The sequence below is a fragment of the Streptomyces sp. SP17BM10 genome (assembly GCF_036322405.1).
GTDB lineage: Bacteria > Actinomycetota > Actinomycetes > Streptomycetales > Streptomycetaceae > Kitasatospora.
In genome coordinates, this window is sequence record NZ_JAQYXB010000623.1 from 117,215 (window position 1) to 143,373 (window position 26,159).

The 26,159-nt window shown below is 74.5% G+C and carries 23 protein-coding genes; 11 read left to right on the forward strand and 12 right to left on the reverse strand.

Features of this window, described 5'->3' with window-relative positions:
• Window positions 1-66 precede the first annotated feature (66 nt).
• Window positions 67-1,095: an L-threonine 3-dehydrogenase gene (tdh, locus tag PUR71_RS25000; RefSeq protein WP_329929343.1), complete on the reverse strand. Its 1,029-nt coding sequence runs from the start codon at window positions 1,093-1,095 to the stop codon at window positions 67-69.
• 623 nt (window positions 1,096-1,718) lie between these two features.
• On the opposite strand from tdh, the gene PUR71_RS25005 reads away from it, so the two are divergent.
• Window positions 1,719-3,059: a serine hydrolase domain-containing protein gene (locus PUR71_RS25005; RefSeq protein ID WP_329929344.1), complete on the forward strand. Its 1,341-nt coding sequence runs from the start codon at window positions 1,719-1,721 to the stop codon at window positions 3,057-3,059.
• A 57-nt stretch (window positions 3,060-3,116) separates the two neighbouring features.
• On the opposite strand, the gene PUR71_RS25010 is transcribed toward PUR71_RS25005, so the two are convergent.
• Window positions 3,117-4,178: an ATP-dependent DNA ligase gene (locus tag PUR71_RS25010; RefSeq protein WP_329929345.1), complete on the reverse strand. Its 1,062-nt coding sequence runs from the start codon at window positions 4,176-4,178 to the stop codon at window positions 3,117-3,119.
• 66 nt (window positions 4,179-4,244) lie between these two features.
• Between PUR71_RS25010 and ligD the strand changes: the two genes are divergently transcribed.
• A complete protein-coding gene (gene ligD, locus PUR71_RS25015; protein WP_329929346.1) occupies window positions 4,245-5,252 on the forward strand; it encodes a non-homologous end-joining DNA ligase in 1,008 nt (335 codons plus the stop codon).
• Between the two features lie 139 nt (window positions 5,253-5,391).
• Here ligD and PUR71_RS25020 read toward each other — a convergent pair whose 3' ends face one another.
• On the reverse strand, window positions 5,392-5,904 hold the full coding sequence (locus PUR71_RS25020) for a hypothetical protein (RefSeq protein ID WP_329929347.1): 513 nt from the start codon (window positions 5,902-5,904) through the stop codon (window positions 5,392-5,394).
• 49 nt (window positions 5,905-5,953) lie between these two features.
• Window positions 5,954-7,150, reverse strand: a complete 1,197-nt coding sequence (locus PUR71_RS25025; RefSeq protein ID WP_329929348.1) for an 8-amino-7-oxononanoate synthase — start codon at window positions 7,148-7,150, stop codon at window positions 5,954-5,956.
• A gap of 205 nt (window positions 7,151-7,355) precedes the next feature.
• Here PUR71_RS25025 and PUR71_RS25030 point away from each other — a divergent pair, with 205 nt between their 5' ends.
• Window positions 7,356-9,848 (forward strand): DEAD/DEAH box helicase, encoded by a 2,493-nt coding sequence (locus PUR71_RS25030; protein WP_443077572.1) that lies wholly within the window; start codon window positions 7,356-7,358, stop codon window positions 9,846-9,848.
• A 74-nt stretch (window positions 9,849-9,922) separates the two neighbouring features.
• Here PUR71_RS25030 and PUR71_RS25035 read toward each other — a convergent pair whose 3' ends face one another.
• On the reverse strand, window positions 9,923-10,765 hold the full coding sequence (locus PUR71_RS25035) for a hypothetical protein (protein ID WP_329929350.1): 843 nt from the start codon (window positions 10,763-10,765) through the stop codon (window positions 9,923-9,925).
• 271 nt (window positions 10,766-11,036) lie between these two features.
• Between PUR71_RS25035 and bioB the strand changes: the two genes are divergently transcribed.
• The 4 genes from bioB (at window position 11,037) to PUR71_RS25055 (ending at window position 15,004) form a co-directional block, all read left to right on the forward strand.
• On the forward strand, window positions 11,037-12,302 hold the full coding sequence (gene bioB / locus PUR71_RS25040) for a biotin synthase BioB (protein ID WP_329929351.1): 1,266 nt from the start codon (window positions 11,037-11,039) through the stop codon (window positions 12,300-12,302).
• Window positions 12,303-12,400: 98 nt separating this feature from the next.
• Entirely contained in the window at window positions 12,401-13,708 is a 1,308-nt protein-coding gene (locus tag PUR71_RS25045; protein ID WP_329929352.1) for an adenosylmethionine--8-amino-7-oxononanoate transaminase, read from the forward strand.
• Entirely contained in the window at window positions 13,705-14,469 is a 765-nt protein-coding gene (gene bioD / locus PUR71_RS25050) for a dethiobiotin synthase (RefSeq protein ID WP_329929353.1), read from the forward strand. Before PUR71_RS25045 ends, bioD begins: the two co-directional genes overlap by 4 nt.
• Window positions 14,470-14,545: 76 nt before the next feature.
• On the forward strand, window positions 14,546-15,004 hold the full coding sequence (locus tag PUR71_RS25055) for a hypothetical protein (protein WP_329929354.1): 459 nt from the start codon (window positions 14,546-14,548) through the stop codon (window positions 15,002-15,004).
• A 15-nt stretch (window positions 15,005-15,019) separates the two neighbouring features.
• Here the strand turns inward: PUR71_RS25055 and PUR71_RS25060 are convergent, their stop codons facing one another.
• A complete protein-coding gene (locus PUR71_RS25060; protein ID WP_329929355.1) occupies window positions 15,020-15,988 on the reverse strand; it encodes an NADP-dependent oxidoreductase in 969 nt (322 codons plus the stop codon).
• A 145-nt stretch (window positions 15,989-16,133) separates the two neighbouring features.
• On the opposite strand from PUR71_RS25060, the gene PUR71_RS25065 reads away from it, so the two are divergent.
• The 3 genes from PUR71_RS25065 to PUR71_RS25075 all read left to right on the forward strand — a co-directional run bounded on the left by PUR71_RS25065 (window position 16,134) and on the right by PUR71_RS25075 (window position 17,846).
• The gene (locus tag PUR71_RS25065) at window positions 16,134-16,514 is read left to right on the forward strand and encodes a winged helix-turn-helix transcriptional regulator (RefSeq protein WP_329929356.1); all 381 of its coding nucleotides are present in this window, start codon (window positions 16,134-16,136) and stop codon (window positions 16,512-16,514) included.
• 193 nt (window positions 16,515-16,707) lie between these two features.
• Window positions 16,708-16,887, forward strand: coding sequence for a hypothetical protein (locus tag PUR71_RS25070; RefSeq protein ID WP_329929357.1), 180 nt, complete (start codon window positions 16,708-16,710; stop codon window positions 16,885-16,887).
• The gene (locus PUR71_RS25075) at window positions 16,884-17,846 is read left to right on the forward strand and encodes a TAXI family TRAP transporter solute-binding subunit (RefSeq protein ID WP_329929358.1); all 963 of its coding nucleotides are present in this window, start codon (window positions 16,884-16,886) and stop codon (window positions 17,844-17,846) included. The genes PUR71_RS25070 and PUR71_RS25075 overlap by 4 nt, the downstream gene beginning before the upstream one ends.
• Window positions 17,847-17,852: 6 nt before the next feature.
• On the opposite strand, the gene PUR71_RS25080 is transcribed toward PUR71_RS25075, so the two are convergent.
• The 4 genes from PUR71_RS25080 to PUR71_RS25095 form a co-directional block, all read right to left on the reverse strand.
• Entirely contained in the window at window positions 17,853-19,226 is a 1,374-nt protein-coding gene (locus tag PUR71_RS25080; RefSeq protein ID WP_329929359.1) for a HAMP domain-containing sensor histidine kinase, read from the reverse strand.
• Window positions 19,223-19,936 (reverse strand): response regulator transcription factor, encoded by a 714-nt coding sequence (locus PUR71_RS25085; RefSeq protein ID WP_329929360.1) that lies wholly within the window; start codon window positions 19,934-19,936, stop codon window positions 19,223-19,225. The genes PUR71_RS25080 and PUR71_RS25085 overlap by 4 nt, the downstream gene beginning before the upstream one ends.
• A gap of 25 nt (window positions 19,937-19,961) precedes the next feature.
• Window positions 19,962-21,323, reverse strand: a complete 1,362-nt coding sequence (locus tag PUR71_RS25090; protein ID WP_329929361.1) for an MFS transporter — start codon at window positions 21,321-21,323, stop codon at window positions 19,962-19,964.
• A gap of 124 nt (window positions 21,324-21,447) precedes the next feature.
• Window positions 21,448-21,816 carry a MerR family transcriptional regulator gene (locus PUR71_RS25095; protein WP_329929362.1) on the reverse strand — a complete coding sequence of 123 codons (369 nt, stop codon included), beginning with the start codon at window positions 21,814-21,816 and terminating at the stop codon, window positions 21,448-21,450.
• Between the two features lie 96 nt (window positions 21,817-21,912).
• On the opposite strand from PUR71_RS25095, the gene PUR71_RS25100 reads away from it, so the two are divergent.
• Window positions 21,913-22,707, forward strand: coding sequence for an amidohydrolase family protein (locus PUR71_RS25100; RefSeq protein ID WP_329929363.1), 795 nt, complete (start codon window positions 21,913-21,915; stop codon window positions 22,705-22,707).
• Window positions 22,708-22,765: 58 nt separating this feature from the next.
• On the opposite strand, the gene PUR71_RS25105 is transcribed toward PUR71_RS25100, so the two are convergent.
• The gene (locus tag PUR71_RS25105) at window positions 22,766-25,321 is read right to left on the reverse strand and encodes an ABC transporter permease (RefSeq protein ID WP_329929364.1); all 2,556 of its coding nucleotides are present in this window, start codon (window positions 25,319-25,321) and stop codon (window positions 22,766-22,768) included.
• A 27-nt stretch (window positions 25,322-25,348) separates the two neighbouring features.
• Window positions 25,349-26,119, reverse strand: a complete 771-nt coding sequence (locus tag PUR71_RS25110) for an ABC transporter ATP-binding protein (RefSeq protein ID WP_329929365.1) — start codon at window positions 26,117-26,119, stop codon at window positions 25,349-25,351.
• Between the last annotated feature and the right edge of the window lie 40 nt (window positions 26,120-26,159).

Here is a 26,159-nt window from a genome sequence, read left to right on the forward strand (position 1 = left end):
GGCGGTCCAGCGGGGCAGGCGGTCCGGCGGGGCTCAAGCGGTCCGGGGTCGGCGCTGCGGCGGGGCTCAGGCGGTCCAGTCGAGGATGATCTTGCCGCAGTTGCCGCCGGCCGCGTCGTCGAAGGCGGCCTCGAAGTCGTCGGCGGCGTAGCGGCCGGTGATCACCGGGCTGAGGTCCAGCCCGCCCTCCAGCAGCACGGACATCGCGTACCAGGTCTCGAACATCTCGCGGCCGTAGATGCCCTTGATGGTGATCATCGAGGTGACGACGCGGGCCCAGTCCACCGGGAAGTCGTCCGCGGGCAGGCCCAGCATGGCGATCTTGCCGCCGTGCGTCATGTTGGCGATCATCGACTGCATCGCCTCGGGGCGACCGGACATCTCCAGGCCGACGTCGAAGCCCTCGCGCAGGCCGAGCTTCTGCTGGCCCTCCTCGATGGTGTGCTCGGCGACGTTGAGCGCCAGCGTCACGCCGACCTCGCGGGCCAGGTCCAGGCGGTACGGGGAGACGTCGGTGATCATCACGTTGCGCGCGCCGGCGTGCTTGGCGACGGCGGCGGCCATGATGCCGATCGGGCCGGCGCCGGTGACCAGCACGTCCTCGCCGACCAGCGGGAAGGACAGCGCGGTGTGCACGGCGTTGCCGAACGGGTCGAAGATCGCGGCCACGTCGAGGTCGACCGGCACCCGGTGCACCCAGACGTTGGAGGCGGGCAGGGCGACGTACTCGGCGAACGCGCCGTCGCGGTTGACGCCCAGGCCGATCGTGTTGCGGCACAGGTGGCGGCGGCCGGCCAGGCAGTTGCGGCACTTGCCGCAGACCAGGTGGCCCTCGCCGCTGACGAGGTCGCCGACCGCGATGTCCGCGACGCCGGCGCCGATCTCGGCGACCTCGCCGACGAACTCGTGGCCGATCACCATCGGGGTCCTGATGGTCTGCTGCGCCCAGCCGTCCCACTTGCGGATGTGCAGGTCCGTGCCGCAGATGCCGGTCCGCAGGACCTTGATCAGCACCTCGCCGGGGCCGATCTCGGGCTTCGGGACGTCCATCAGCCAGAGACCGGGCTCGTTCCTGTGCTTGACGAGTGCCTTCACGGGCTTCGGCTCCTGACGTGCGAGTGGGCGGGCCTGCGGACGTGGGCAGGCCGAGGCGGCCCGCGGCGGCCGTTGCTGGCGACCGCTCCTCCGGGCAGGCAGAAATCTGCCTGGTGGGAGGGGGTGCGGTCCATCGAGGAATTCTTAAGGGCGGCCACAGCTGGGCTAAACGATCGTGCCCGAGCTGGGCCCCGGTGCGGGTGCGGCGTGCCGTCGGCCACCCGTTCGGCGGAGCGTGCGGCGGCCGCGGCGACACCAACCGGGCGGCCGCACGGGGTACTTGACAGCGGGCCGCCAGTCGGATTGGGGCGCTCGGCTGACGGCGGGCCCGTTCGGATCAGCCGGAAGTCGGCCCGCGCGCGGCCGACCGGCCGCGGTGCTTACGGTGGCGCTGCTCCCGTGCGGCCCCGTGGAGCAGCGCTCCGGGGCCCTCCGCCCCTACAGATCCGGCCCATGGATCCGACCCCGGTGATCCTGGCCCCAGAGAGGCGCCTCGTCCCATGACCAAGACCCGACGGCCGCGCCCGGCCGTTCCCCGGTCCATAGCCGTTCCCCGGTGCACCGACACGGATCGCGCCGACGGGGACCGCACCGCCACACCCCGGACCGGCACACCCCGCTCCGTGCGCCGGGCGGGGGCCGCCGCGCTCGCGCTGACCGGTCTGCTGTCCGCCACCGCCTGCTCCGGCTCGTCCTCCGACCGGCAGGCCTCCGAACCGGCGATCACCGCCGAACCGGCCGCGCTCAGCCCGTCCTACGCGTCCCCGTCGGGGAGCACGTCCGCGAACGGCGTCGTGGCGCTCACCCCGGACGTCACCGCCGAGCTCGACTCGGCGATCCAGCGGGTGCTGAGCCAGACCGGCGTGCCCGGCATCAACGTCGGGATCATCACGCCCGGCGGGACGTACCAGAAGTCCTTCGGCGTCGCCGACAAGACCGCCGGCACGGCCATGGACCCCTCGCTCCACCTGCGGATCGGCAGTGAGACCAAGACCTTCACGGCGACCGCCGTGCTGCGCCTGGTCGACCAGGGCAAGGTGGGCCTGGACGACCCGATCTCCAAGTACGTCGACGGCGTCCCCGGCGGCGACGGGATCACCGTGCGCCAACTCGGCGAGATGCGCAGCGGGCTGTTCCCGTACAGCTCCGACCCGCAGTTCGTCAACGACCTGATCAGCGACCCGAACCGGGTCTTCACCCCCGACCAGTTGCTCTCCTACGGGTACAGGCACCCGGCCGTGTCCCCGCCCGGCACGCAGTTCCAGTACAACAACAGCAACTACATCATCCTCGGCAAGCTGGTCGAGAGGCTCGGCGGGCAGCCGGCCGGCCGGTTCCTCACGGACCAGGTGATCACACCGGCCTCGCTGGGGCAGACCAGCTTCCCCATCAACGGGACCATGCCCTCCCCGTACGCGCACGGCTACACCGACCAGACGCCCAACGGGGCGATCACGGACTCCACCAACTGGAACCCGTCCTGGGCCTGGACCGCGGGCGCGATCATCAGCACCATCGCCGACCTGCAGAGCTGGGCCAAGACCATGGCCACCGGCACCCTCGTGAGCCCGGCCACCCAGGCAGAACGCCTCAAGACGCTGCCGACCGGGGACCCGGGCGTCGGCTACGGCTTCGGGCTGTTCAACAACAACGGGTGGATCGGGCACAACGGCTCGCTGCCGGGCTACGAGAGCGTCGCGGTGTACCTGCCGCAGGCGCAGAGCACGCTGGCGCTGCTGCTCAACACCGATGTGCTCTACCAGGGTTCGGAACCGTCGTCGCTGTTCGCGAACGAGATCACCAAGATCCTCTCGCCGAAGTACGTCTACTCGATCCCGCCCGCGACGGCAGCGTCGTCGGCGCCGGGGTCGGGTTCGCCGTCCGGCTCTCCGTCGGGTTCGGCGTCCACCGAGAGCTCGCCGTCGCTCCCGGCGGGCAACCCGCCCTCCAACGTGGCGACTTGAGCGCAGCACCAGAGGAGGCCCGACCCTTCCGGGGTCGGGCCTCCTTCCCGGGCTTCGTCACCTGCCGAGCACCCGCGCCAGGTCGTACGACACCGGCTCCTCCAGCTGTTCGTACGTGCAGCTCTCCGGCGCGCGGTCCGGGCGCCACCGGCGGAACTGCGCGGTGTGCCGGAAGCGCGTGCCCTCCATGTGGTCGTACGCGACCTCGACCACCCGCTCCGGGCGCAGCGCCACCCACGAGAGGTCCTTGGTGCCGGTCCAGCGGCTGACCGCCCCCGGCAGCCTGCCCTCCGCGTGCGCGGCCTCGTCGGCCCAGGCGCCCCACGGGTGCCCGGACAGGTCCGTCATGCGCAGCGGCGCCAGTTCCTCGGCCAGTTCGCGGCGCCGGGCCATCGAGAAGGCGGCGCACACGCCGACGTGCTGGAGCCGGCCCGCGGCGTCGTTGATGCCCAGCAGCAGCGAGCCGACGACCGGGCCGCTCTTGTGCTCGCGGTAGCCGGCCACGACGCAGTCGGCGGTGCGCTCGTGCTTGATCTTGAACATGGTCCGCTCCCCCGGGCGGTACGGCTGGTCCAGCGGCTTGGCGACCACCCCGTCCAGCCCCGCGCCCTCGTACTCGGCGAACCAGGTCCGGGCGAGGTCGCGGTCGGTCGAGGCGGGCGCGGTGAACACCGGGTCGGCGGCGCCGTCGAGCGCCGACTCCAGTGCCGCGCGGCGCGCCGACAGCGGCTCGTCCAGCAGCGAGTCGTCGCCGAGCGCGAGCAGGTCGAACGCGACGAACGAGGCGGGCGTCTTCTCGGCCAGCAGCTTCACCCGGCTGGCAGCCGGGTGGATGCGCTCCAGCAGTTCCTCGAACCGCAGCCGCCCGTCCCGGGCGATCACCACCTCGCCGTCGACCACGCAGCGCTCCGGCAGCTCCCGCCGGAAGGCCTCGACCAGTTCGGGGAAGTACCTGGTCAGCGGCTTGCCGGTGCGGCTGCCGAGCTCGACGTCGGCGCCGTCGCGGAACACGATCGTGCGGAAGCCGTCCCACTTGGCCTCGTACTGCATCCCCGGCGGGATCTTCGCCACCGACGTGGCCAGCATCGGCGCCACCGGCGGCATCACGGGCAGGTCCATGGCTCCGATCCTCGCGCGCGCCGCCAAAAGGCGCGCGGCGGGCGCGGCGCGCTTAGCGTGAGAGGCATGGGCTCAGCCGTGGAACTGGAGGTCGCCGGGCGCACCGTCCGCCTGTCGAACCCGGACAAGGTCTACTACCCGGAGCGCGGGTTCACCAAGCTCGACGTCGCGCAGTACTACCTGGCCGTCGCCGACGGCGTGCTGCGCGGGCTGCGCGACCGGCCGACCACGCTTCAGCGCTTCCCGGACGGCGTCGAGGGCGAGTTCTTCTACCAGAAGCGCGCCCCCAAGGGTCTGCCCGAGTGGCTGCCGACCGCCCGCATCGGCTTCCCCAGCGGGCGCTCCGCCGACGAGATCTGTCCCACCGAACCCGCCGCCGTCCTGTGGGCCGCGAACCTCGGCTGCCTCACCTTCCACCCCTGGCCGGTCCGCCGCGCCGACACCGACCACATCGACGAACTGCGCATCGACCTCGACCCGCAGCCCGGCACCGACTTCCACGACGCCGTCCGCGCCGCCCACGAGCTGCGGGCGCTCCTGGAGGAGTACGGGCTGCGCGGCTGGCCCAAGTCCTCCGGCGGGCGGGGCCTGCACGTCTACGTCCCGCTGGAGCCGCAGTGGACGTTCACCGACGGACGGCACGCGGTGATCGCGCTCGGCCGGGTGCTGGAGCAGCGCATGGCCGGGAAGGTCACCACCGCGTGGTGGAAGGAGGAGCGCGGCGAGCGCATCTTCGTCGACTACAACCAGATGGCCCGCGACCGCACGATCGCCTCCGCCTACTCCCTGCGCGCCCGGCCCCGCGCCACCGCCTCCACCCCACTGCGCTGGGACGAACTCGACGACGCCTCCCCCGAGGACTTCGACCTGCGGACCGTCCCCGCCCGCTTCGCCGAACTCGGCGATCCGAACGCCGGGATGGAGGGCGAGGCGTTCCGCCTGGAGGCGCTGCTGGAGCTGTACGACAAGCAGCTGCACGACGAGGGCCTCGGCGAACTCCCGTACCCGCCCGACCATCCGAAGGCCGAGGGCGAGCCGACGCGGGTGCAGCCGAGCCGGGCGAAGAAGAAGTGACGCAGCGCGGCCAGGCTCGGCGCCGTGGGCGGACCGCCCGGCCGGTGCGGTCGTCGCCGCCCGAGCCCGAGCGCCGGGCCGGGGCAGCCCCCGCGGATCACCGGGCTCACACCCTGATCCCGCACCGGCCCCGGCGGCCTCAGAACCCGCTGACGGCCAGCACGAACCACGAGATCCCGGCGAGCGACAGCACCAGCACCAGCACCGCCGCCGCCACCCCCGGCACGATCATCGCCTTCTCCCCGGCCGCGCCCAGCCCCAGCCCCGTCATCACCAGCAGCCCGAGCGCGCCGGGCAGCAGGGTCAGCGAGATCAACGTGATCGACCGCGCGACCTCGGCGGCCGAGACGACGAAGCACTCGTCGCCCTCGCACACCGCCCGCACGCCCAGCCCCACCGACGCCCCGGACCAGATCCGCGCCCGCCCGTTCGCCGCACCGCCGCCGTCCGGCCGGAAGACGCCCCGGCAGTCCGCGGGCGGCGGCCCGTCCTCGTAGGCGGAGATCACGCACCTGTCCGCCGTGAACTCCCCGGACATCCCCACCAGCCCGGCCGCACGCTCGAACTGCCGCACCGGCCCGCCCACCAGCCACCCGGACAACCAGAGCAGCAGCACCCCGACGGCCACGCCCACCGACAGCCGACCCGCCATGGCCCACCTCCGCGGAGGTGGACGCCCCGCGACGAGTGACCGGTTGCGGTCAGACCCGCGGGGCCAGGTCGGCGATGGTGCGGACGGCTTCGGTGATCTGAGCGTCCGTCAGGTCGCCGCGGGCGGTGAGGCGCAGGCGGGAGATGCCGTCCGGGACGGACGGGGGGCGGAAGCAGCCGACGGCGAGGCCGGCGCGGCGGCAGTCGGCGGCCCAGGCGACGGCGGCCTCGGGGCCCGGGGCGCGCACGGAGACCACGGCGGCGTCCGGCTCGCAGGCGTGCAGGCCGGCGGCGGTGAGGCGGGCGGCGAGGGTGCGGGCCACCTCGCGGGCGCGGTCGGCGCGGTGGGGTTCGGCGCGCAGGAGGCGCAGCGCGGCGAGGGCCGCGCCGGCGGCGGCGGGGGCGAGGCCGGTGTCGAAGATGAAGGTGCGGGCGGTCTCGGTCAGGTGGCGGATGACGCGGCGCGGGCCGAGGACGGCGCCGCCCTGGGAGCCGAGGGACTTGGAGAGCGTCACCGTGGCGACGGTGTCGGGCTGTCCGGCCAGGCCCGCCGCGGCGAGGGCGCCGCGGCCGCCGGGGCCGAGGACGCCGAGCCCGTGGGCGTCGTCGACGAGCAGCGCGGCGCCGTGGGCGCGGGCGGCGGCGGAGAGGGCGGGCAGCGGGGCGGCGTCGCCGTCCACCGAGAACACGGAGTCGGTGACGACGAGCGCCCGCCGCTGCGTGCGCACGCCGAGCGCCCGCCGGACGGCCTCCGGGTCGCTGTGGGGGGCGCGGTGGACGTCGGCGCGCGCGAGGCGGCAGCCGTCGATGAGGGAGGCGTGGTTGTAGGCGTCGGACACGATGACGGTGTCCGGGTCGGTGAGCGCGGTGAGCGCGGCGAGGTTGGCGGTGTACCCGGAGGAGAAGACCAGCGCGGCCTCCACCCCGCAGAACGCGGCCAGTTCCTCCTCCAGTTCGGTGTGCAGCGCCGTCGTGCCCGTCACCAGCCGCGAGCCCGTCGACCCGCCGCCCCAGCGCAGCGCCGCGTCCGCCGCGCCCCGGGTGACCACCGGGTGCCGGGTGAGTCCGAGGTAGTCGTTCCCCGCGAGGTCGAGCAGCCCCTCTCCGGCCTCCCGGCTGCGCAGCGTCCGCGTGAGCCCGGCGTCGGCGCGCAGCGCGGCGGCCTCGTCCAGCCAGTCGAAGACCCCGGCCGGGGCGGGGGCGGTCGAGGGCGATTCGGGGGCGTCGGACGCGAGAGGGTGGGCCATGCCCGGCACTCTGGCACGCGCCCCGACGACCGGGCAATGTGCGACTCGGCACATGATCGGCGCCCGCGCCTGTGCGGGTCGTGCAGGACGTCCGGCGCGCCGCTCGTGCGCCGACGGCGCGCCCGTGCAGGGGTCGGGCCGGGACCGGGCTTTGCCCGGGGTGGCGGCCAGCAGGCAAGATAGCCGGGTGAGCCTCCTTGATCTGATGCCGAAGCCCGCCACGCCCGATGCGCTGTTCGAGACCTTCGCAGCCTGGGCGCAGGAGCGGGGGATCACGCTGTACCCGGCGCAGGAGGAGGCGCTGATCGAGCTGGTGTCGGGGAACAACGTCATCCTCGCGACGCCGACCGGGTCCGGCAAGAGCCTGGTGGCGGCGGGGGCGCACTTCGCCGCGCTGGCGCAGGGGCAGCGGACGTTCTACACCGCGCCGATCAAGGCGCTGGTGTCGGAGAAGTTCTTCGACCTGGTGAAGATGTTCGGCACCGAGCAGGTCGGCATGATGACCGGCGACGCGAGCGTGAACCCGACCGCGCCGATCATCTGCTGCACGGCCGAGGTGCTGGCGCAGATCGCGCTGCGCGACGGCGCCCGGGCGGACATCGGGCAGGTCGTGATGGACGAGTTCCACTTCTACGCGGAGCCCGACCGCGGGTGGGCGTGGCAGATCCCGCTGCTGGAGCTGCCGCAGGCGCAGTTCCTGCTGATGTCGGCGACGCTCGGCGACGTGCGCCGGTTCGAGGAGGACCTGAACCGGCGCACCGGGCGGCCCACCACGGTGGTGCGCAACGCGACGCGTCCGGTACCGCTGTTCTACGAGTACCGCCGCACGACGATGCACGACACCCTGGAGGAGCTGCTGAAGACCGGCCAGGCGCCGGTCTACGTCGTGCACTTCACGCAGAAGGAGGCGGTGGAGCGGGCGCAGTCGCTGATGAGCATCAACATGTGCTCGAAGGCGGAGAAGGACGCCATCGCCGACCTGATCGGCAACTTCCGCTTCACCACCAAGTTCGGCCGCAACCTGTCGCGGTTCGTGCGGCACGGCATCGGCGTGCACCACGCGGGCATGCTGCCGAAGTACCGCCGGCTGGTGGAGCGCCTGGCCCAGGCGGGCCTGCTGAAGGTCATCTGCGGGACGGACACGCTCGGCGTCGGCGTCAACGTGCCGATCCGCACGGTGCTGTTCACCGCGCTGTCGAAGTACGACGGCACCCGGGTGCGGATCCTGCGCGCCCGCGAGTTCCACCAGATCGCCGGGCGGGCCGGACGGGCCGGGTTCGACACGGTCGGCCAGGTGGTGGCGCAGGCGCCGGAGCACGTGATCGAGAACGACAAGGCGATCGCGAAGGCCGGGGACGACCCGAAGAAGAAGCGCAAGGTCGTCCGGAAGAAGGCCCCGGAGGGCTTCGTCGGCTGGACCGAGGAGACCTTCGAGAAGCTGATCGCCGCCGACCCGGAGCCGCTGGTGTCGCGGTTCAAGGTGAGCCACGCGATGCTGCTGTCGGTGATCGGCCGCCCGGGCAACGCCTTCGAGGCGATGCGCAAGCTGCTGACCGACAACCACGAGGACAGGTCGGCGCAGCGCCGGCACATCCGCACCGCGATCGCGATCTACCGCTCGCTGCTGGAGGGCGGCGTGGTCGAGCGGCTGCCGGAGCCGGACGCCGAGGGCCGGATCGTGCGCCTGACCCTGGACCTCCAGGAGAACTTCGCGCTCAACCAGCCGCTGTCCACCTTCGCGCTGGCCTCCTTCGAGCTGCTCGACCCGGCCTCCCCGTCGTACGCGATGGACGTGATCTCCGTCGTGGAGGCCACGCTGGACGACCCGCGCCAGATCCTCGCCTCGCAGCAGAACAAGGCGCGCGGCGAGGCCGTCGGCGAGATGAAGCGCGACGGCATCGAGTACGAGGAGCGCATGGAGCGCCTCCAGGAGATCACGTACCCGAAGCCGCTGGAGGAGCTGCTCACCCACGCCTACGAGGTGTACCGCCGGGCGCACCCGTGGATCGGCGACCACCAGCTGGCGCCGAAGTCCGTGGTCCGCGACCTGTACGAGCGGGCGATGACGTTCTCGGACTACGTCGGCCACTACGAGCTGGCCCGCACCGAGGGCATCGTGCTGCGCTACCTGGCCGGCGCGTACAAGGCGCTGGAGCAGACCGTCCCCGAGGACGTGAAGACCGACGACCTCAAGGACGTCATCGCGTGGCTGGGCGAGCTGGTCCGCCAGGTCGACTCCAGCCTGCTCGACGAGTGGGAGCAGCTCGCCAACCCGACCGAGCCGCAGGCCGCCGAGGTGACGCTGGACGACAAGCCGGCGCCGGTGACGGCCAACGCGCGGGCGTTCCGGGTGCTGGTGCGCAACGAGATGTTCCGCCGCGTGGAGCTGTGCGCGCTGGAGCACTGGGACGAACTCGGCGCGCTGGACGGCGAGTACGGCTGGGACGCGGACCGCTGGGCGGACGCCATGGACGGGTACTGGGACGAGTACGACGACCTCGGCACCGGCCCGGACGCGCGCGGCCCGAAGATGCTGATCATCGAGGAGGAGGACTCCGCCTGGCGGGTCCGGCAGATCTTCGACGACCCGGCGGGCGACCACGACTGGGGGATCAGCGCGGAGGTCGACCTGTACGGCTCGGACGAGGAGGGCCGCGCGGTGGTGCGCGTGACCGCGGTCGACCGACTGGGCGGCTGACGGCCCGTCAAGACCTCGAGAAGGGGCCCGCTCGCTCGAGCGGGCCCCCTTCGGCGTCGTCGTGCGGCGCCGGGCTACATCCAGACGAACTGCGCGCCCGCCGAGTACGACACCGCGCGCGTGGCCTCGTCGAGGACCTGCTCGGGGGTCGGTGCCGGGGCCCCCGTCGCCGACGGGCTCACCGCCGGCGCGGAGCCGGACGCGGTGCCGGGCGTCGCGCCCGGCGTGCGGGCCTCCGCGGGCAAGCGCGAGCTGGTCACCGTCACGTAGTGCCCGACGGCCTCGACCCGCGGCTCGGTGCCGGGCTTGGCCGCGGCGGCCGGGGAGTTGTCCACCTCGGCGTTGGGGAGGATGAAGGCCAGCGCGCCGGGCTTGGCGCGCAGCGCCTCCGCGGCCCGGCCGGCGGCGGCCTGGTCGGCGAAGCGCAGGATGGTGACGCTGCTGAGCACCGGCTTGTCCTGGCCGGTGACGCTCACGGTCAGGTAGGCCTGGCAGCCGCTGTCCTTGAGCAGGTCCTGGGCGCGGTCCTGCTGCGCCTCGACGCAGTTCTCGCCGCGCCGCGCGCCGTTGCGCTTGCCCTTGTAGGCGCCGAGCTCGATCAGCCGCTGGGACGGGAAGTACGTCTCGACGTTGAGGGCCTCGGGGTCGGTGGGGGCCGGCGCGGCGCCGACGACCGGCGGGGTCCTGGCCGTGTCCTTGCTGGAGGGGCCGAGCCCGGGTATGTAGTCGCCGGGCGTGGGCCGGGTGATGATCCAGCCGCCGGCCACGACCACGCCCACGACGACCGTCCAGCCGACCAGCCGCCGGGCGGACGGCCTCCTGCCCCGGTACGCGCCGGCGCCGCCGCCGAACCGCTGTCCCGCCCTGCCTGCCTGGCCGTCTCCCGGAGTCGGGGTGCGCTCCCCCTGCGTGGTCATGGCGCAGATTCTAAGCAACGGCCCAGTGGCCCAGATCACGGGGTCGGCGCTTGTGGATCATCGCCCGCTACTGCCGGGTAACGGCCCGCCACGCAGTGCGTTCGGTGGCGAACCAGCCGTCCGCGGGCCGTCCGGGCGGCCGGAGCGCCGAGGACGTGACCGGCCTCACTACCGTGGGCTCCGACACTGTGACAACTCGCACATCCTCCCGCCGATCTTCTGGTGGGTTTGCTCTGGCGTCGGCCGAACACCAGCAGGCAGGATCAGGCCCATGGATCTGCTCGATACCCTCACCGCCAAGGGCCTGCGCGGCGAAGTCCCGACCCGCGAGGAGGCGCTGGCCGTCCTCGCCACCACCGACGACGAACTGCTGGACGTCGTCGCCGCCGCCGGCAAGGTCCGCCGCAGGTGGTTCGGCCGCCGGGTGAAGCTCAACTACCTGGTGAACCTCAAGAGCGGGCTCTGCCCCGAGGACTGCAGCTACTGTTCGCAGCGGCTGGGCTCCAAGGCCGAGATCCTCAAGTACACCTGGCTGAAGCCGGAGCAGGCCGCGGACGCGGCGCGCGCCGGTGTGGCGGGCGGCGCCAAGCGCGTGTGCCTGGTGGCCAGCGGCCGCGGCCCGACGGACCGCGACATCGACCGCGTCACCGACACCATGGCGGCCATCAAGGACGCCGACCCCGAGGTCGAGATCTGCGTCTGCCTGGGTCTGCTCTCCGACAACCAGGCGGAGCGCCTGAAGGCGGCCGGCGCCGACGCCTACAACCACAACCTCAACACCTCCGAGAGCACCTACGGCGACATCACCACCACCCACACCTACGCGGACCGGGTGGACACCGTGCAGAAGGCGCACGGCGCCGGGCTCTCCGCCTGCTCGGGCCTGATCGCGGGCATGGGCGAGAGCGACGAGGACCTGGTCGACGTGGTGTTCGCGCTGCGCGAGCTGGGCTCGGACTCCGTCCCGGTCAACTTCCTCATCCCGTTCGAGGGCACGCCGCTCGCCCAGGAGTGGAACCTCACCCCGCAGCGCTGCCTGCGCATCCTCGCGATGGTCCGCTTCGTCAACCCGGACACCGAGGTGCGGATCGCCGGCGGGCGCGAGGTGCACCTGCGCTCGATGCAGCCGCTCGGCCTGCACGTCGCCAACTCCATCTTCCTCGGCGACTACCTGACCAGCGAGGGGCAGGCCGGGCAGGCCGACCTCGACATGATCAAGGACGCGGGCTTCGAGGTCGAGGGCGCGGGCGAGGCCACCCTGCCGCGCCACCGGGCCGACGTCGCCGCCGCCTCCGGCTGCGGCTCGGCCGCCTCGGGCTGTGGCACGAGCACCCCCGCCGCCTCCGGCTGCGGCTCGGCCGCGTCGGCCTGCGGCAGCGGCGGCGGCTGCGGCCCGTGCGGCGGGCACGGCCACGCGGAGCCCGTCGCGACGGCCGTCGCGACCGAGACCGCCACCGAGTCCGCGGACGGCCTGCGCAGCGACCTGGTCAAGGTCCGCCGCCGCGGCGCCGGCACCGAACTCGCCCCCAACGCCTGACGGTTCACCGCCACCGGGGCCGCGCGCACCTGCCGCGCGGCCGCCCGGCCGGCGCCGGACCCACGCTCCACGCCCGACAGCCCAGGAGAACCCCCGTCATGTCGTCCCAGCTGTCCCCGGACACGCTGCTCTCGCTCGACCGCGCCCACGTCTGGCACCCGTACGGGCCGATGCCCGGCACCGCCACCCCGTTCGTGGTGGAGTCCGCCTCGGGCGTCCGGCTGCGGCTCGCCGAACCGGTCGCGGGCGGGCGCCGGGAGCTCGTCGACGGGATGTCCTCCTGGTGGGCGGCCGTCCACGGGTACCGGCACCCGGTGCTCGACGAGGCCGTCCGGGACCAGCTGGGGCGGATGAGCCACGTGATGTTCGGCGGGCTCACCCACGAGCCCGCCGTCCGGCTCGCGGCCCGGCTGGTGGAGATCACGCCCGAGCCGCTGCGGCACGTCTTCCTCGCCGACTCCGGGTCCGTCTCGGTCGAGGTCGCGATGAAGATGTGCCTCCAGTACTGGCGCTCCACCGGCCGCCCCGGGAAGCGCCGGCTGCTGACCTGGCGCGGCGGCTACCACGGGGACACCTTCCACCCGATGTCCGTCTGCGACCCCGACGGCGGCATGCACCACCTGTGGGGCGGGGTGCTGCCCGGACAGCTCTTCGCGCCGCAGCCGCCGGCGGGGTTCGACGCGCCGCTCGATGCCGCGTACGCCCAGGAGTTCGAGGCTCTCGTGGAGCGGCACGCGGACGAGCTCGCCGCCGTCATCGTCGAGCCGGTCGTCCAGGGCGCGGGCGGGATGCGCTTCCACTCCCCCGCCTACCTGCGGATGCTGCGCGACGTCTGCGACCGCCACGGCGTGCTGCTCGTCTTCGACGAGATCGCGACCGGGTTCGGCCGCAGCGGCGCCCTGTTCGCCGCCGACCACGCGGGCGTCTCCCCCGACGTCATGTGCCTCGGCAAGGCGATCACCGGCGGGTACCTGACGCTGGCCGCCGCGCTGTGCACGAGCGAGGTCGCCGACGGGATCAGCCGCGGCGAGGTGCCGGTGCTGGCCCACGGGCCGACGTTCATGGGCAACCCGCTCGCCTGCGCCGTCGCCAACGCCTCCATCGACCTGCTGCTCGGCCAGGACTGGGAGACCGAGGTGAAGCGCATCGGCACCGGGCTGGAGGACGGGCTCGCGGCCGCCGCCGACGTGCCCGGCGTGCACGACGTGCGCGTCCAGGGCGCCATCGGCGTCGTGCAGTTGGACCACCCGGTCGACGTCGCCGCCGCCACCGAGGCCGCCGCCCGCGAGGGCGTCTGGCTGCGCCCCTTCCGGGACCTGATCTACACCATGCCCCCCTACGTGACGCAGGACGAGGACGTGGCCCGCATCGCGGCCGCCGTGACCGCCGCGGCGGTGGCGGGATGAGCGTCCGTCGCCGCGGCGGTGGCGGGATGAGCGCCCGGATCCTGTTCGTCACCGGGACGAACACCGACGTCGGCAAGACGATCGCCACGGCGGCCGTCGCGTCGGCGGCCCTGCGCGGCGGCCTGCGCGTCGCCGTGCTCAAGCCCGGACAGACCGGCGTCGCGCCCGGCGAGCCCGGGGACGCGGCCGAAGTCCGGCGCCTGGCGGGCGAACTGACGGTCCGTGAGCTCGTCCGCTACCCCGAGCCGCTGGCCCCCGACACGGCCGCCCGCCGGGCCGGGATGCCGCGCCTGGCTCCGGCGGACGTCGTCGCCGCCGTCCGCGAGCTGGCGGCCGAGCACGACCTCGTCCTGGTGGAGGGCGCGGGCGGGCTGCTGGTGCGCTACGACGACGAGGGCCGGACGCTCGCCGACCAGGCCAGGGCCGTGCTGGACGCCGGCCTGCCCGCCGAGGTGCTGCTGATCGCGTCGGCCGGGCTCGGCACGCTCAACATCGTCGCGCTGACGGCCGAGGCCCTCGCGGCGCGCGCACTGCCGCTCGCGGGCGTCGTCGTCGGCGCCTGGCCCGCCGACCCCGGCCTCGCCGAACGCTGCAACCTCGCCGACCTGCCGCGCTCGGCCGGCGCACCGCTCCTCGGCGCGCTCCCCGAACGCGCCGGTGGCGCCCCCGACTTCGCCGCGCTGGCGCTCGCCGCGCTGGCCCCGGAACTGGGCGGCACGTGGGACGCGGAGCACTTCACCCGGGCCCACTGGCCGAAATGAGCCGGGCTTCGCTCGAAGGTGTGATGTCGGCCCTCGAACCGCGTACCGGCCGGTGCGGCTCAATACCGTTCTCCCCATGACAGACGGCATGACAGGCGGGCTGACGGTAGACGAGGCCCTCCGGGCCTTGGCCGCCCTGGAGGCGGCGTGGAAGGACGACGACGAGGCCCTGTCCGCCCTCTCCGCGGGCGGGCCGGACGAGCGGACCCTGCCGGCGCTGGTGGCCGCGTACGGCGAGCACGCGATGGACACCCTCATGGCGCTCGCCTTCGGTCTGCGCTCGACGATGAGCGACGAGGAGATCGCCGAGCTGTCGGACGCCGTGAGCGCCAACATCGGCGCCCGGATGAGCGCGCTGCTCACCCGGGCGCTGAAGGTGTGGGGCGCGGTGGCCCCGCCGGACGACCTGGTGGTGACGAAGGCCATCGCCCACGTGGTGATCGACGCGATGCGGGCGGTCACGGAGGACCCGAACAAGACCGAGGTCCTGCCGCTGCTCGCGACCTTCCGCTCGTACGCGCTGAACAACCCCTGATCGCGGCCCTGGCGGTCAGTCCGTGACGGTCAGCACGAGCTTGCCGCGGGTGCGCCCGGCCTCGCCGCGGGTGTGCGCCTCGCCGGCGCGCTCCAGCGGGTAGGTGGCCTCGACCTCGACGGCGACCTCGCCGGCGTCGATCAGGCCGGCGATCGCGGTCAGCGCGGTGCCGTCCGGCTCGACCAGGAACGGGGTCACGCGCACGCCCGCCGCCTCGCCGGCCCGCGCCAGCTCCGGGGAGACGCCGGACGGGACGGCGACCAGCAGCCCCCCGGGGCGCAGCACCGCGAGGGAGCGGGTGCTGGTGGCGTCGTGCCCGTCGCCGACCAGGTCGATGACGACGTCGACGTCCGCGACGACGTCCTCGAAGCGGGTGGTCGTGTAGTCGACGGTCTCGGCGGCGCCGAGTCGCTCGAGCCAGGCGTGGCGGGCGGCGCTCGCGGTGGCGATCACGTGGGCGCCGAGGTGGCGGGCGAACTGGACGGCGAAGTGGCCGACCCCGCCGGCGGCGGCGTGCACCAGGACGCGCTGCCCGGCCGTGACGCGGGCGGTGTCGACGACGGCCTGCCAGGCGGTCAGCGCGGCGAGCGGCACGGCGGCGGCGTGCACGTGGTCGAGCGTCGCGGGCTTGCGGGCGAACTGCCGGGCCGGGGCGGTGACGTACTCGGAGTAGCCGCCCGCGGCGCGCGGGAACCACGGCATGCCGTACACCTCGTCGCCGGGCTCCAGGGTGGTCACACCGAAGCCGACCTCCTCCACCACGCCGGACACGTCCCAGCCGAGGGTGAACGGCGGCTCACCGAGCACGCCGGCCATGCCGGTGCCGCCGCGGGTCTTCCAGTCCACCGGATTGATCCCGGCCGCGTGCACCCGCACCAGCACCTCGGTCGGCAGCGGCACCGGCCGCGGCACCCGCTGGACCCGCAGCACCTCCGGACCACCGAAGGTGTCCTGGACCACCGCGCGCATCGTGTCTGCGGACATGTGAAAACTCCTGAGGCGAAACGTTCCCGGGGAGGCCGCTGGCGGCCCTCCCCCTGACGTCGTGGACGCTATCCGCAGGGATATGGTTACCTTCAAGGGACACTGCTTCCCTTTGGAAAGCATCCAGGTGAGGAGAGTACGAAGCATGGCGACCACCTGCCCGAGCGGCCAGCACGACCACCATGACGTCTATGCCGCCCAGTGCCCCTGCCGCCCCCTGCTCGACCTGCTGGCCAACAAGTGGTCCGCGCTCGCCATCGGCGCCCTGGAGGACGGCCCGCAGCGCTTCGGCGTGCTCCAGCGCCGGCTCGGCGGCATCAGCCCGAAGGTGCTGACCCAGACGCTGCGCCGCCTGGAGGACTTCGGCATCCTCGACCGCACCGTCTACCCGGCCGTCCCGCTGCACGTCGAATACTCCCTCACCGAGCTCGGGCGCAGCGCCGCCGTCCCGCTCGACCACCTGCGCAGGTGGGTGGAGCAGAACCTGGACCAGGCCTTCCGCGCGGAGCCGGTCGTCGCGGGGTAGGACGGCCGTGCGCGGCGACGGCGCTGCGTGGGAAGTCGGACCCGCCGGCTTCCCGATCGTCGCCAGGAGTACGCTGCCGCTCGCGCCTGGTTCGCGTCCACGCGCCCCGGCCGCACGGCGACCACTGCAACCGGTCCGGGCCGCCGTCGCGTCCGAGGGGCAGGACCGGCACGAGGACGCGGGGAGACGGCTCATGGGGATGCGGCGACCGGAGCGGGCCGGCGACGGACGGGCGTTGGCGCGGCCGGCCGCGGAGCCCGGCGACATCCTGCGCCGCCACGACGGCGGCGGCGACCGCTCGCAGCCGCTCGAAGCCCTGCGCCCGGTACTGCCGGCGCTCAGGGCCGAGGGCGACGCGTTCGTGACGCCGTGACCGGCCGGCCGCTCGTCACCCGCCGGGCAGCGCTGCTCGGCGGGGCCGCCGCCGTCCTCGCCGGGTGCTCGGACGGGGGCGGCCCGGCGGCGGCGCTGCAGCTGGCGAGCGGGCCCGAGGGCGGGCCGTACAACGCCTTCGGACGGTCCTTCACCGACGCGGTGGCGGCCGGCCGCCGGCGGCTGTCCGTCACCCCGGTGAGCACCGCGGCCAGCGTGGACAACCTGCGGCGGCTCGACGGCGGGTCCGTCGACCTCGCGCTCGCCACCGCGGACGCCGCCGAGGACGCGGTGCTCGGCCGCGACACCTTCGCCCGGCCGCTCGCCGTGACGGCGCTCGCGCGGGTCTACGTCAACTACATCCACCTCATCGCGCCCGCCGACGGGCCCGTGCACGCACTCGCCGACCTCGCCGGGCGGCGCGTCGCGACCGGCGCGGCGGGCTCCGGGCTGCAGGTGACGGCGAAACGGCTGCTCCAGCAGGCGGCGCTCACCGGCGGCGCGGCGCCGGTGCAGGAGGAGACGCTCGGGCTGGCCGAGTCACTGGCGGCGCTCCGCGCGGGCGAGGTGGACGCGGTGTTCTGGTCCGGCGGCGTGCCGACGCCCGCCGTGGCCGGGCTCTCGGCGCAGCTGCCCGTGCGGTTCGTGCCGCTGGACGACGTCGCCGGAACGCTGCGCGAGCGGTACGGCCCGGTGTACGCGGCGGTCACGCTCCCGGCCGGGGCGTACGGCCTGCGGAGCCCGATCGGCACGGTCGGTGTCGGCAACTACCTGACGGCCCGGCCGGGGGTCCCGGAGGACGCCGTGCGCGAGTTGCTGCGGATCCTGTTCGACCGGTGGGCGACGCTGCTGCGGGCCGTGACGGCGGGGGCCCGGCTGGAGCCCAGGTTCGCCGTCTCCACCGGGGCGGTGCCGCTGCACCCTGGGGCGGCGGCGTACTACCGGTCGGTCTACGGCTGAGGGCGTTCATGCCCCGGGGAGCCGGAACTCGACGCTCAGCCCGTGCGGGCTCGCCGGCGCGACGCTCAGGGTGCCGCCGCACGCCCGTGCCAGCTCGTCGGCGATGGCCAGGCCGAGGCCGGTGCCGGGGACGTTCTGGTGCTCGGGGGCCCTGGTGAACCGCCGCAACAGCAGCGGGAGTTGCTCGGTGGAGACGCCCGGCCCCGTGTCGGACACCCGCACGACGACCGTGCCGTGGCCGTCGGGCGCGGCCTCGGCCACGACGTGGATCCGCTCCCCCTCGGGGACGAACTTGCCCGCGTTGTCCAGCAGCGCGTCCAGCACCCGCCCGGCCGCGTCGGGCAGGGCGAGCGCGCGCAGGCCGGGGGTGACGTCCGCCGTCAGCTCCTGGCCGCCGGCGCGGAACACCGGTGCCCAGGCCGCCACCCGGTCGGTCACCGCCGCCGACACGTCGTGCTCGGCGAGCGGCTCGGACGCGGACTCCATCCGCGCCAACGCGAGCAGGCCGTCGAGGAGTTCGGTCAGCCGGTCGGCCTCGTCCAGGGCCAGGGCATGCGCCGCGAGGCCGGGGCCGGGCGGCACGTGCGGTTCGGCGTTCTCCAGTTGCAGGACCAACGTGGCCAGCGGGTTGCGGAGTTGGTGGGAGGCGTCGGCGACGAAGTCGCGCTGGCGGCGCAGCGCGTCGGCGACCGCCTGGGCCATGCCGTTGAAGTGCAGGCGCACCCTGCGCAGTTCGGGCGGCCCACCGTCCAGAACCGCCCGCGCCTCCAGCCGCCCGTCCGCCAACCCGGCCACCGCGCGGTCGAGTTCGTCGACGGGCCGCAGCAGCCAGCGGGCCAGCCCCGCCGCCACGAGGGCGGCGGCGACGAACGCGGTGCCGGCGCCCGCGGCGATGAGGGCCCAGCGGACGAGCACGTCGTGGCGTGCGGCTGCGGTGGGGACGCTCAACAGGACGGCGCCGTTGACGCGTTCGTCCTGGCCGAGGGGTTCCGCGAGCACCACGGTGTCCGGACCCCACGGGAGGATCGTGGGCAGCGCCTCGGTGGAGCGGCCGGTGAGGGCCCGGCTGCGCGCCGCCTCCGCGGTGGCGCCCGAAGGGCTCGCGCCGGCTCGGCCGAGGATGCCGCCGGAGGTGTCGACGACGGTCACGGCGGCGCCGTAGAGCTCGGCGTAGCGGGTGAGTTCGGCGGCCAGCTCGTGGCGGTCGGCGTCGGAGCGGATCCGGTTGGCGAGGTCGGCGAAACGGACGGCGTCGGCGCGGCGCTGGAGCAGGAGGTGCTCCGTCCGGCCGCGGGCGTAGGAGTCGGCCAGGGGCAGCGACAGGAGCAGCACGGCCGTTCCGATGAGCGCGGTCAGGACGGCCAGCAGGCGGCGCCTCATCCGGTGCCGCGTTCCTGCCCCAGGTCGCCGAGCTGGTAGCCGTAGCCGCGGATCGTGCGGACCAGCCCGGCGCGCCCGGTCTTGGCGCGGATCCCGGCGACGTGGACGTCCAGGGAGCGCGAGGAGCCGAGGAAGGCGTCGCCCCAGATGCGGTCGAGGATCTCCTCGCGCGAGCGGACGTCCCCGGGCTGCGCGGCGAGCAGCGCGAGGACGTCGAACTCACGCCTGGTCAGCCGGACTTCGGCGCCTCCGACGGTGACCGTCCGGCCCGCGAGGTCGACCTCGACGTCCCCGGTGCGCACCTGCCGCCCGTCGCCGGCGCCGTCCGGCGCGCCGTCGCCGTCGGCGGGCGCGGGCCGCCCGAGCCGGCGGCGCACGGTGTCGACGCGGGCCATGAGTTCGGCCGTCCGGAACGGTTTGATGACGTAGTCGTCGGCGCCCGCCCGCAGGCCCCGGACGATGTCGCGCTCCTCGCTGCGGGCGGTGACGACGATCAGCGGCACCTGGCAGACCGTGCGCAGCTTGCGCAGCAGGTCGAGCCCGTCCAGGTCGGGCAGGCCGAGGTCGAGCAGGACGAACCCGGCCTCCCGGACGTGCCGCAGCGCGTCGGCCGCCCGCACCACGCGGCGCACGGTGTGGCCGCGCCGCGCGAGGGCGGTGGCGAGGGCCTGGGCCATGCGGTCGTCGTCCTCGACGAGAAGCACGTGCACGCGGTCCTCCCCACCTGTGAGGTGACTACCGTACGGCCTCGGCGACCGGGTCCGCCCCCTGGGCCCCGGCCGGGTCGAGCTCGGCGTCGCGGGTGTCGGGCATGAAGACGTAGGTCACGAGCGACACCAGGGCGCAGGCCGAGACGTACCAGAAGAACCCGGACTCGTGGCCGCCGTTCTTGAACCACAGCGCCACGTACTCGGCCGTGCCGCCGAACAGCGCGTTGGCGAGCGCGTACGGGAGGGCCACGCCGAGGGCGCGGATGCGGGTCGGGAACAGCTCCGCCTTCACGGCCGCGTTGATCGACGTGTAGCCGGTGACGATCAGCAGGGCCACGACGGACAGGCCGAGGGCCGACCAGTACGACGACGCCGAGCCGAGCGCGGACATGAGCGGGTAGGTGCCCACGGTGCAGCCGACCGCGAAGGTGATGAGCAGCGGCCGGCGCCCGATCCGGTCGGAGAGCAGCCCGGCGAGCGGCTGCACGGCGGCGAACACCGCGAGCGCGGTGAAGCTGACCAGCGTCGCGGTGTTCTTGGACAGACCGGCGCTGCCGATCAGGTACTTGGTGAGGTACGTGGTGTACGTGTAGTAGGCGACGGTGCCACCGAGCGTCAGCGCCATGACGAGGGCGGCCTGGCGGCGGTGCTCCCACAGCCCCCGCAGGGTGCCCCGGGCGCCCTCGGCCGCCCGGCCGGCGGTCTCCTTGGTGAAGGCGTCCGTCTCCGGCAGCCGGCGGCGCAGCCAGAACACCACGAGCGCGAAGACGGCACCGAGGAGGAACGGCACGCGCCAGCCCCAGGCGTGCAACTCCTTGGTGGTGAGGGTGTGTTGCATGACGATGAGGATGCCGAGGCCGAGCAGCTGGCCGACCGTCATCGACACGTACTGGAACGACGAGCCGAGCCCCCGGCGGTTCGGCGCCGACGCCTCCGTCAGGTAGGTCGCGCTCGCCGCGTACTCGCCGCCGATGCTCAGGCCCTGCAACAGCCGCGCCACCAGCAGGACGGCCGCGCCGAGGTACCCGGCCTGCCCGTACGTCGGCGCGAGCGCGATCAGCACCGCCGCCGCCGACATCATCGTGACCGTCAGCGTCAGCGCGCTCTTGCGCCCGCGCCGGTCGGCCGCCCGGCCGAGCAGCCAGCCGCCGACCGGCCGCATCAGGAAGCCGACGGCGAAGATCCCCGCGGTGTTCATCAGCTTGGCGGTGGAGTTCGAGCCGGGGAAGAAGTCGTCGGCGAAGTACACCGCGAAGCTGGCGTAGACGAACCAGTCGTACCACTCGACGAGGTTCCCCAGCGACCCGCCGACGAGCGCGAGCCGCCGCCGGGCCCGCTCCTCGCGCGAGGGCTTCGGAGGGACGGCGGACGTTCCGGATGACGACATGGCGACTCCACGGGTGTTCCAGGGCGGGTGAGGTGCCCCAGAGCGTGCAGCCGGGCGGGGACCGGCGACAAGGCGTGCGGCCGGGATCTAACGTCCCGCTAAGGAACCGCTCCGCGCCCGCGCGTCACGCCGCCGGGGGCGGGCCGACTGCCTCGGTGGCCGCGATGGCCTGCCGCAGGGCCCGCCGGGCCTGGTCCAACTCCTCTGCTCGGCGGTCCAGTTCGGTGAGCTGGGTGCGGAGCTTGCGCAGCACGCCCGGGCACGCGCGCAAGGGGCCGTCGGGTTCGCCGCAGGGCAGGAGCTGCTGGATCGTCCGCGTCGGGAGGCCGGCCGCGAGGAGGGCACGGATCTGGCGGACGGTCCGCTCGGCGGACGGGTCGAAGTCGCGGTAGCCGTTGGGGAGGCGGGTCGAGGTGAGCAGGCCGACCCGCTCGTAGTAGCGGATCAGGCGCTCGCTCGTACCGCTGCGCGCCGCCAGTTCGCCGATCCTCATCGTGCCCCGCTCCCCCGTCCGGCTTGACCTTGCCACCGTGTCAGCCTTGAACACTAGTGCCCGTCCCCGCACGGCGGCACCGACCAGGAGAATCCGTTGATCATCGACGCGCACAGCCATGTCCACGACCCGGTGGACGGCCACCTCGCCCTGCTCGACGAGGCGGGCGTCGACCGCGCCGTGCTCTTCGGCACCCGGCCGCACCCGGAGCGCGCCACCGACCTGGCCGGCTTCAAGCGGGAGATGGGCGTCCTGCACGACACGCTCGGCGGGCGGTCCGCCGGGGCCTCGGCGGCAGCCGCGCACGCGGCGGCGGTCGACGAGCTCTCCGCCGTGTGCGCGGCGCACCCGGACCGGTTCATCGGCTTCGGCAAGGTGCGGTTGGACGTGCCCGCCGAGCGGATCGCCGAGGAGGTGCAGCGGGACGTCGTCGCGCGCGGCTTCCGGGGCATCGGCGAGCTGACCCCGCCGCCGGACGGCGCGGGCCTGATCGAGCCGGTGCTGCGCGCCGCCTCCGACCACGGCGGGCTGCCGGTCGTCGTCCACGGCTTCGCGCCGACCACCGCCGGCGACATCGCGACGCTCGCCGACCTCGCCCGCCGCCACCCGCGCGTGCCGGTCGTGCTCGGCCAGCTCGGCGGGCTGCACTGGCTCCAGGCGATCGAGCTGGCCCGGGAGACGCCGAACCTCTACCTCGAGCTTTCCACGGCGAGCGTCGTGTTCGCGGTGCGGCTGGCGATCCGCGAGGTGCCCGACCGGACGCTCTTCGGCTCGGACGCCCCCTACGGCGACCCGGTCGTCACTCGCACGATGATCGAGCGCGCGACGCCGCCCGGCGAACCGCGGGACCGCGTGCTGGGCGGGACGTTCGCCGAACTCCTGGGCCTCTGAGCGGAGTCGAGACTTCCGCCCGCCCCCGACGGGGGTGGGGGCGGGCGGAACCCGTGTCTCACGCCTCGGCGGCGGCCGCCAGCGGGCCCAGGGAGGCCGCCCTGCGGGCGGGGACGGCGGAGGCGAGGGCGCCGATCGCGAGCGAGACCGCGCACACGAGGAGCAGCGTGCCCCACGGCAGGGCGGGCTCGTAGTGCTCCACCGCGCCGGTGGCCAGCGGGCCGACCGCCCACGCGCCCGCCAGTCCGGCCGCCAGTCCGAGGAGGGTGCCGTACGCGGCGACGGTCACCGCCTCCAGGCGGATCATCCGCCGGACGCCCGCGCGGTCCAGGCCGACGGCGCGCAGGACGCCGATCTCGCGGGTGCGTTCGGCGACGGACACGGCCAGCGTGTTGACGATGCCGAGCGCGCCGATCAGCGCGCCGACGGCGAGCAGCCCGTACAGGACGGCCAGCAGGTCGCCCATGACCCCGGACGCCTCCCGGACGAGCTGCGCCCGGTCCTGCACCTTCACCAGCGGGCTGTTGCCGACGGCCGCGCGCAGCCGCTGTTCGACGGCCGGGGAGGCGGTGCCGTCGGCGGTGCGGACGAGGACGCGCTGGACGGAGTCGGGCAGATAGCTGTTCCGCGCCACTTCGGCGCGGGCGGCGAGCACGTCCCGGGCCGTCGGGTTGTCCCGGTAGACGGCCACGACGGTGTACGGGCGGGCCTCCCGGGTGCGGCCCAGGCGGGCGTCGAGGCGGTCACCCGGGGCGAGGTGGTGCTCGCGGGCGACGGTCGCGGAGACGGCGATCCGGCCCGGGCCGAGGTCCGCCACGGACCCGCCGGTCACGTCCAGCTTCAGGACGGCGGCCGCGCCGTCGGGGTCGATGCCCGCGACCTCCAGGACCGCGCCGCCGGCCACCAGGGTGGAGTCCGTGACGGCGCTCGCCGTCCGCACGCCCGGGGTGGCGGCGATCCGCCCGACGGCGGCCGGGTCGAGGCCGTCCATGGTGGAGCGGGAGCCGATCACGTAGTCGGCGGCGAGCCCGGCCGCGGCCCGGCGGTCGAGGGCCTGCTCGGCGCTGTGCCCGACGGTGGCGAGGCCGGTGACGAGCGCGGTGCTGATCATGAGGGTGGCGGCGGTCGCGGCGGTGCGCCGGGGGTCGCGCAGCGCGTTCTCCCGGGCGAGGCGCCCGGCGACGCCGAGGCGGCCGGTGAGCCGGCCGAACGTCCGGATCACCGGGGCGGCGAGCACCGGCGCGAGCGCGATCAGGCCGCAGACCAGCACGGCGCAGCCGAGCATCGCGCTCTGCAGGTTCGCCTCCGAGGCGTCCTTCGCCCCGCGCAGCGACACCAGCAGGGCCGCGGCGAGCGCGACCAGCACGAGGCCCGCCGCGGCGCGGAGGTGCAACCGGTGGGCGGGCGGCGGCTGTTCGGCCGTCCGCAGCGCCTCGATCGGCGCGACCCTCGCCGCCCGGCGGGACGGCAGCCACGCGGCGAGCACGGTGACGCCCACGCCCACGGCGAGTGCCGCCACGACGGGCCCCGGGCCGATCACGAGGGGCCCGCGGGGCAGCCCGTCGCCGAGGAGGCCGGGCAGCGCGGCGGCGATGCCGAGACCCAGCACGAACCCGGCCGCCGATGCGGCGAGCCCGACCACGAGGGCCTCCAGCAGGACGGACCGCGCCACCTGGCGGCGCTGCGCGCCGATCGCCCGCAGGAGCGCGATCTCGCGGGTGCGCCGGGCGACCAGCATGGTGAAGGTGTTGACGATGAGGAACGAGGCGATGAAGAGCGAGACCCCGGCGAAGACCAGCGGCAGCTTCTCGTAGCCGCGGGTGAGGGTGTCGACGAGGATCGTCTGCTGGGCGGCCTGGGCGGCGCCGGTGGTGGTCTCGGCCCGGTCGGCGGGGAGCACGGCGGAGACCCGGCGGGCGAGTTCGGCCGGCTCGGTGCCGGGTGCGGCGGCCAGGTCGATCCCGGTGTAGTGGCCGGGGGTGGCGAACAGGTGCTGGGCCGTGGCCCGGTCGAACAGGACGAGCGTGCCGCCGGCCGTCACCCGGGTGTCGTCGGTGGTGACGGTGCCGACGAGCCGCTTGGTCATGGCCGGCCCGTCGGTGGCGACGGTGACCTGGTCACCGATCCTCAGGCGGCCGGCGGCGGCGGTGCCGCGGTCCACGGCGAGTTCGTCGCCGTTCGCCGGGGCGCGGCCCTCGGCCAGCGGGTAGCGCGCGTCCGTGCCGTCCTTGCCGGGGACGTAGGCGGCGGCCTGGTTCGCCCAGCGCGCGCCGACCCGCAGCGGGGAGCCGTCCGCCGCGTTCAGGACGGCCGAGCCTTCGGCGGACGGGCGGACGGCGGCGACGCCGGGCACGTCGGCCAGCGTCCGCACGAGGGCGTCGTCGAGCACGCCGCCGCCCTGGTCGGCGCCGCTTGCGGGCGCGGGTTCCTTGGCGGTGACGGTGAGCGCGATGCCGGCGAAGTTCTTCGTGGCGGCGGCGCGGTGGGCCGCGGTGGTGGAGTCCGCGAACACGAGGGTGCCGGACACGAACGCGACCCCGAGGCAGACCGCGAGCACGGTCATGGCCAGCCGGGCCTTGTGCGCCAGGACGTTGCGCAGGGCTGTAGTCAACATGGGTGTCTTCCTGGGCGGTCGGCGGCGTCAGCGGGCGGCGCGCGCGTCGAAGCTCTGCATGACGTCCAGCACGCGGTCGGGCGTGGGGCGCACCATCTCGTCGACCAGCCGGCCGTCGGAGAGGAACACCGCGCGGTCCGCGAAGGCGGCGGCGACCGGGTCGTGGGTGACCATGACGACCGTCTGGCCCAGTTCGCGGACGGAGTCCCGCAGGAAGCCGAGGACCTCCGTGCCGGCGCGGGAGTCGAGGTTGCCGGTCGGCTCGTCCGCGAACACCACGGCGGGCCGCCCGGCCAGGGCGCGGGCGACCGCGACGCGCTGCTGCTGCCCGCCGGACAGCTGCGCGGGCCGGTGGCCGAGCCGTTCGGCGAGGCCGACCATGGCGATCACCCGGTCCAACCAGCGCTGGTCGGGGCCGCGCCCGGCGATGGCCAGGGGCAGCGTGATGTTCTCCAGCGCGGTGAGCGTCGGCAGGAGGTTGAAGGCCTGGAAGACGAAGCCGATCCGGTCCCGGCGCAGCCGGGTGAGCTGCCGGTCGTCGAGCGTGCCGAGTTCGGTGGTGCCGATGCGCACCGAACCGGAGGTGGGGGTGTCGAGCCCGGCGGCGCAGTGCAGCAGGGTCGACTTGCCGCAGCCGGACGGGCCCATGATCGCGGTGAACTCGCCCTCCCGGAAGCCGATGCTGACGCCGTCGAGGGCGGTGACCCGGGTGTCGCCGGAGCCGTAGACCTTGGTCAGGCCCGTGGTGGTGGCGGCGAGGCCGGGGGCGTGGTGCGGGGCGAGGGGGTCGGGTGTCACGGGGGCTCCTCTTCGGTGCGGGGACGTGCACGTCAGAGGA

Bases quoted from the DNA above. Each gene is read 5' to 3' on its own strand.
- PUR71_RS25010 (WP_329929345.1), bottom strand. From the start codon at position 4,178: ATGGACCTGCCCGTGATGCCGCCGGTGGCGCCGATGCTGGCCACGTCG.
- ligD (WP_329929346.1), top strand. From the start codon at position 4,245: ATGGGCTCAGCCGTGGAACTGGAGGTCGCCGGGCGCACCGTCCGCCTG.
- PUR71_RS25020 (WP_329929347.1), bottom strand. From the start codon at position 5,904: ATGGCGGGTCGGCTGTCGGTGGGCGTGGCCGTCGGGGTGCTGCTGCTC.
- PUR71_RS25025 (WP_329929348.1), bottom strand. From the start codon at position 7,150: ATGGCCCACCCTCTCGCGTCCGACGCCCCCGAATCGCCCTCGACCGCC.
- PUR71_RS25030 (WP_443077572.1), top strand. From the start codon at position 7,356: ATGCCGAAGCCCGCCACGCCCGATGCGCTGTTCGAGACCTTCGCAGCC.
- PUR71_RS25035 (WP_329929350.1), bottom strand. From the start codon at position 10,765: ATGACCACGCAGGGGGAGCGCACCCCGACTCCGGGAGACGGCCAGGCA.
- bioB (WP_329929351.1), top strand. From the start codon at position 11,037: ATGGATCTGCTCGATACCCTCACCGCCAAGGGCCTGCGCGGCGAAGTC.
- PUR71_RS25045 (WP_329929352.1), top strand. From the start codon at position 12,401: ATGTCGTCCCAGCTGTCCCCGGACACGCTGCTCTCGCTCGACCGCGCC.
- bioD (WP_329929353.1), top strand. From the start codon at position 13,705: ATGAGCGTCCGTCGCCGCGGCGGTGGCGGGATGAGCGCCCGGATCCTG.
- PUR71_RS25055 (WP_329929354.1), top strand. From the start codon at position 14,546: ATGACAGACGGCATGACAGGCGGGCTGACGGTAGACGAGGCCCTCCGG.
- PUR71_RS25060 (WP_329929355.1), bottom strand. From the start codon at position 15,988: ATGTCCGCAGACACGATGCGCGCGGTGGTCCAGGACACCTTCGGTGGT.
- PUR71_RS25065 (WP_329929356.1), top strand. From the start codon at position 16,134: ATGGCGACCACCTGCCCGAGCGGCCAGCACGACCACCATGACGTCTAT.
- PUR71_RS25070 (WP_329929357.1), top strand. From the start codon at position 16,708: ATGGGGATGCGGCGACCGGAGCGGGCCGGCGACGGACGGGCGTTGGCG.
- PUR71_RS25080 (WP_329929359.1), bottom strand. From the start codon at position 19,226: ATGAGGCGCCGCCTGCTGGCCGTCCTGACCGCGCTCATCGGAACGGCC.
- PUR71_RS25090 (WP_329929361.1), bottom strand. From the start codon at position 21,323: ATGTCGTCATCCGGAACGTCCGCCGTCCCTCCGAAGCCCTCGCGCGAG.
- PUR71_RS25095 (WP_329929362.1), bottom strand. From the start codon at position 21,816: ATGAGGATCGGCGAACTGGCGGCGCGCAGCGGTACGAGCGAGCGCCTG.
- PUR71_RS25105 (WP_329929364.1), bottom strand. From the start codon at position 25,321: ATGTTGACTACAGCCCTGCGCAACGTCCTGGCGCACAAGGCCCGGCTG.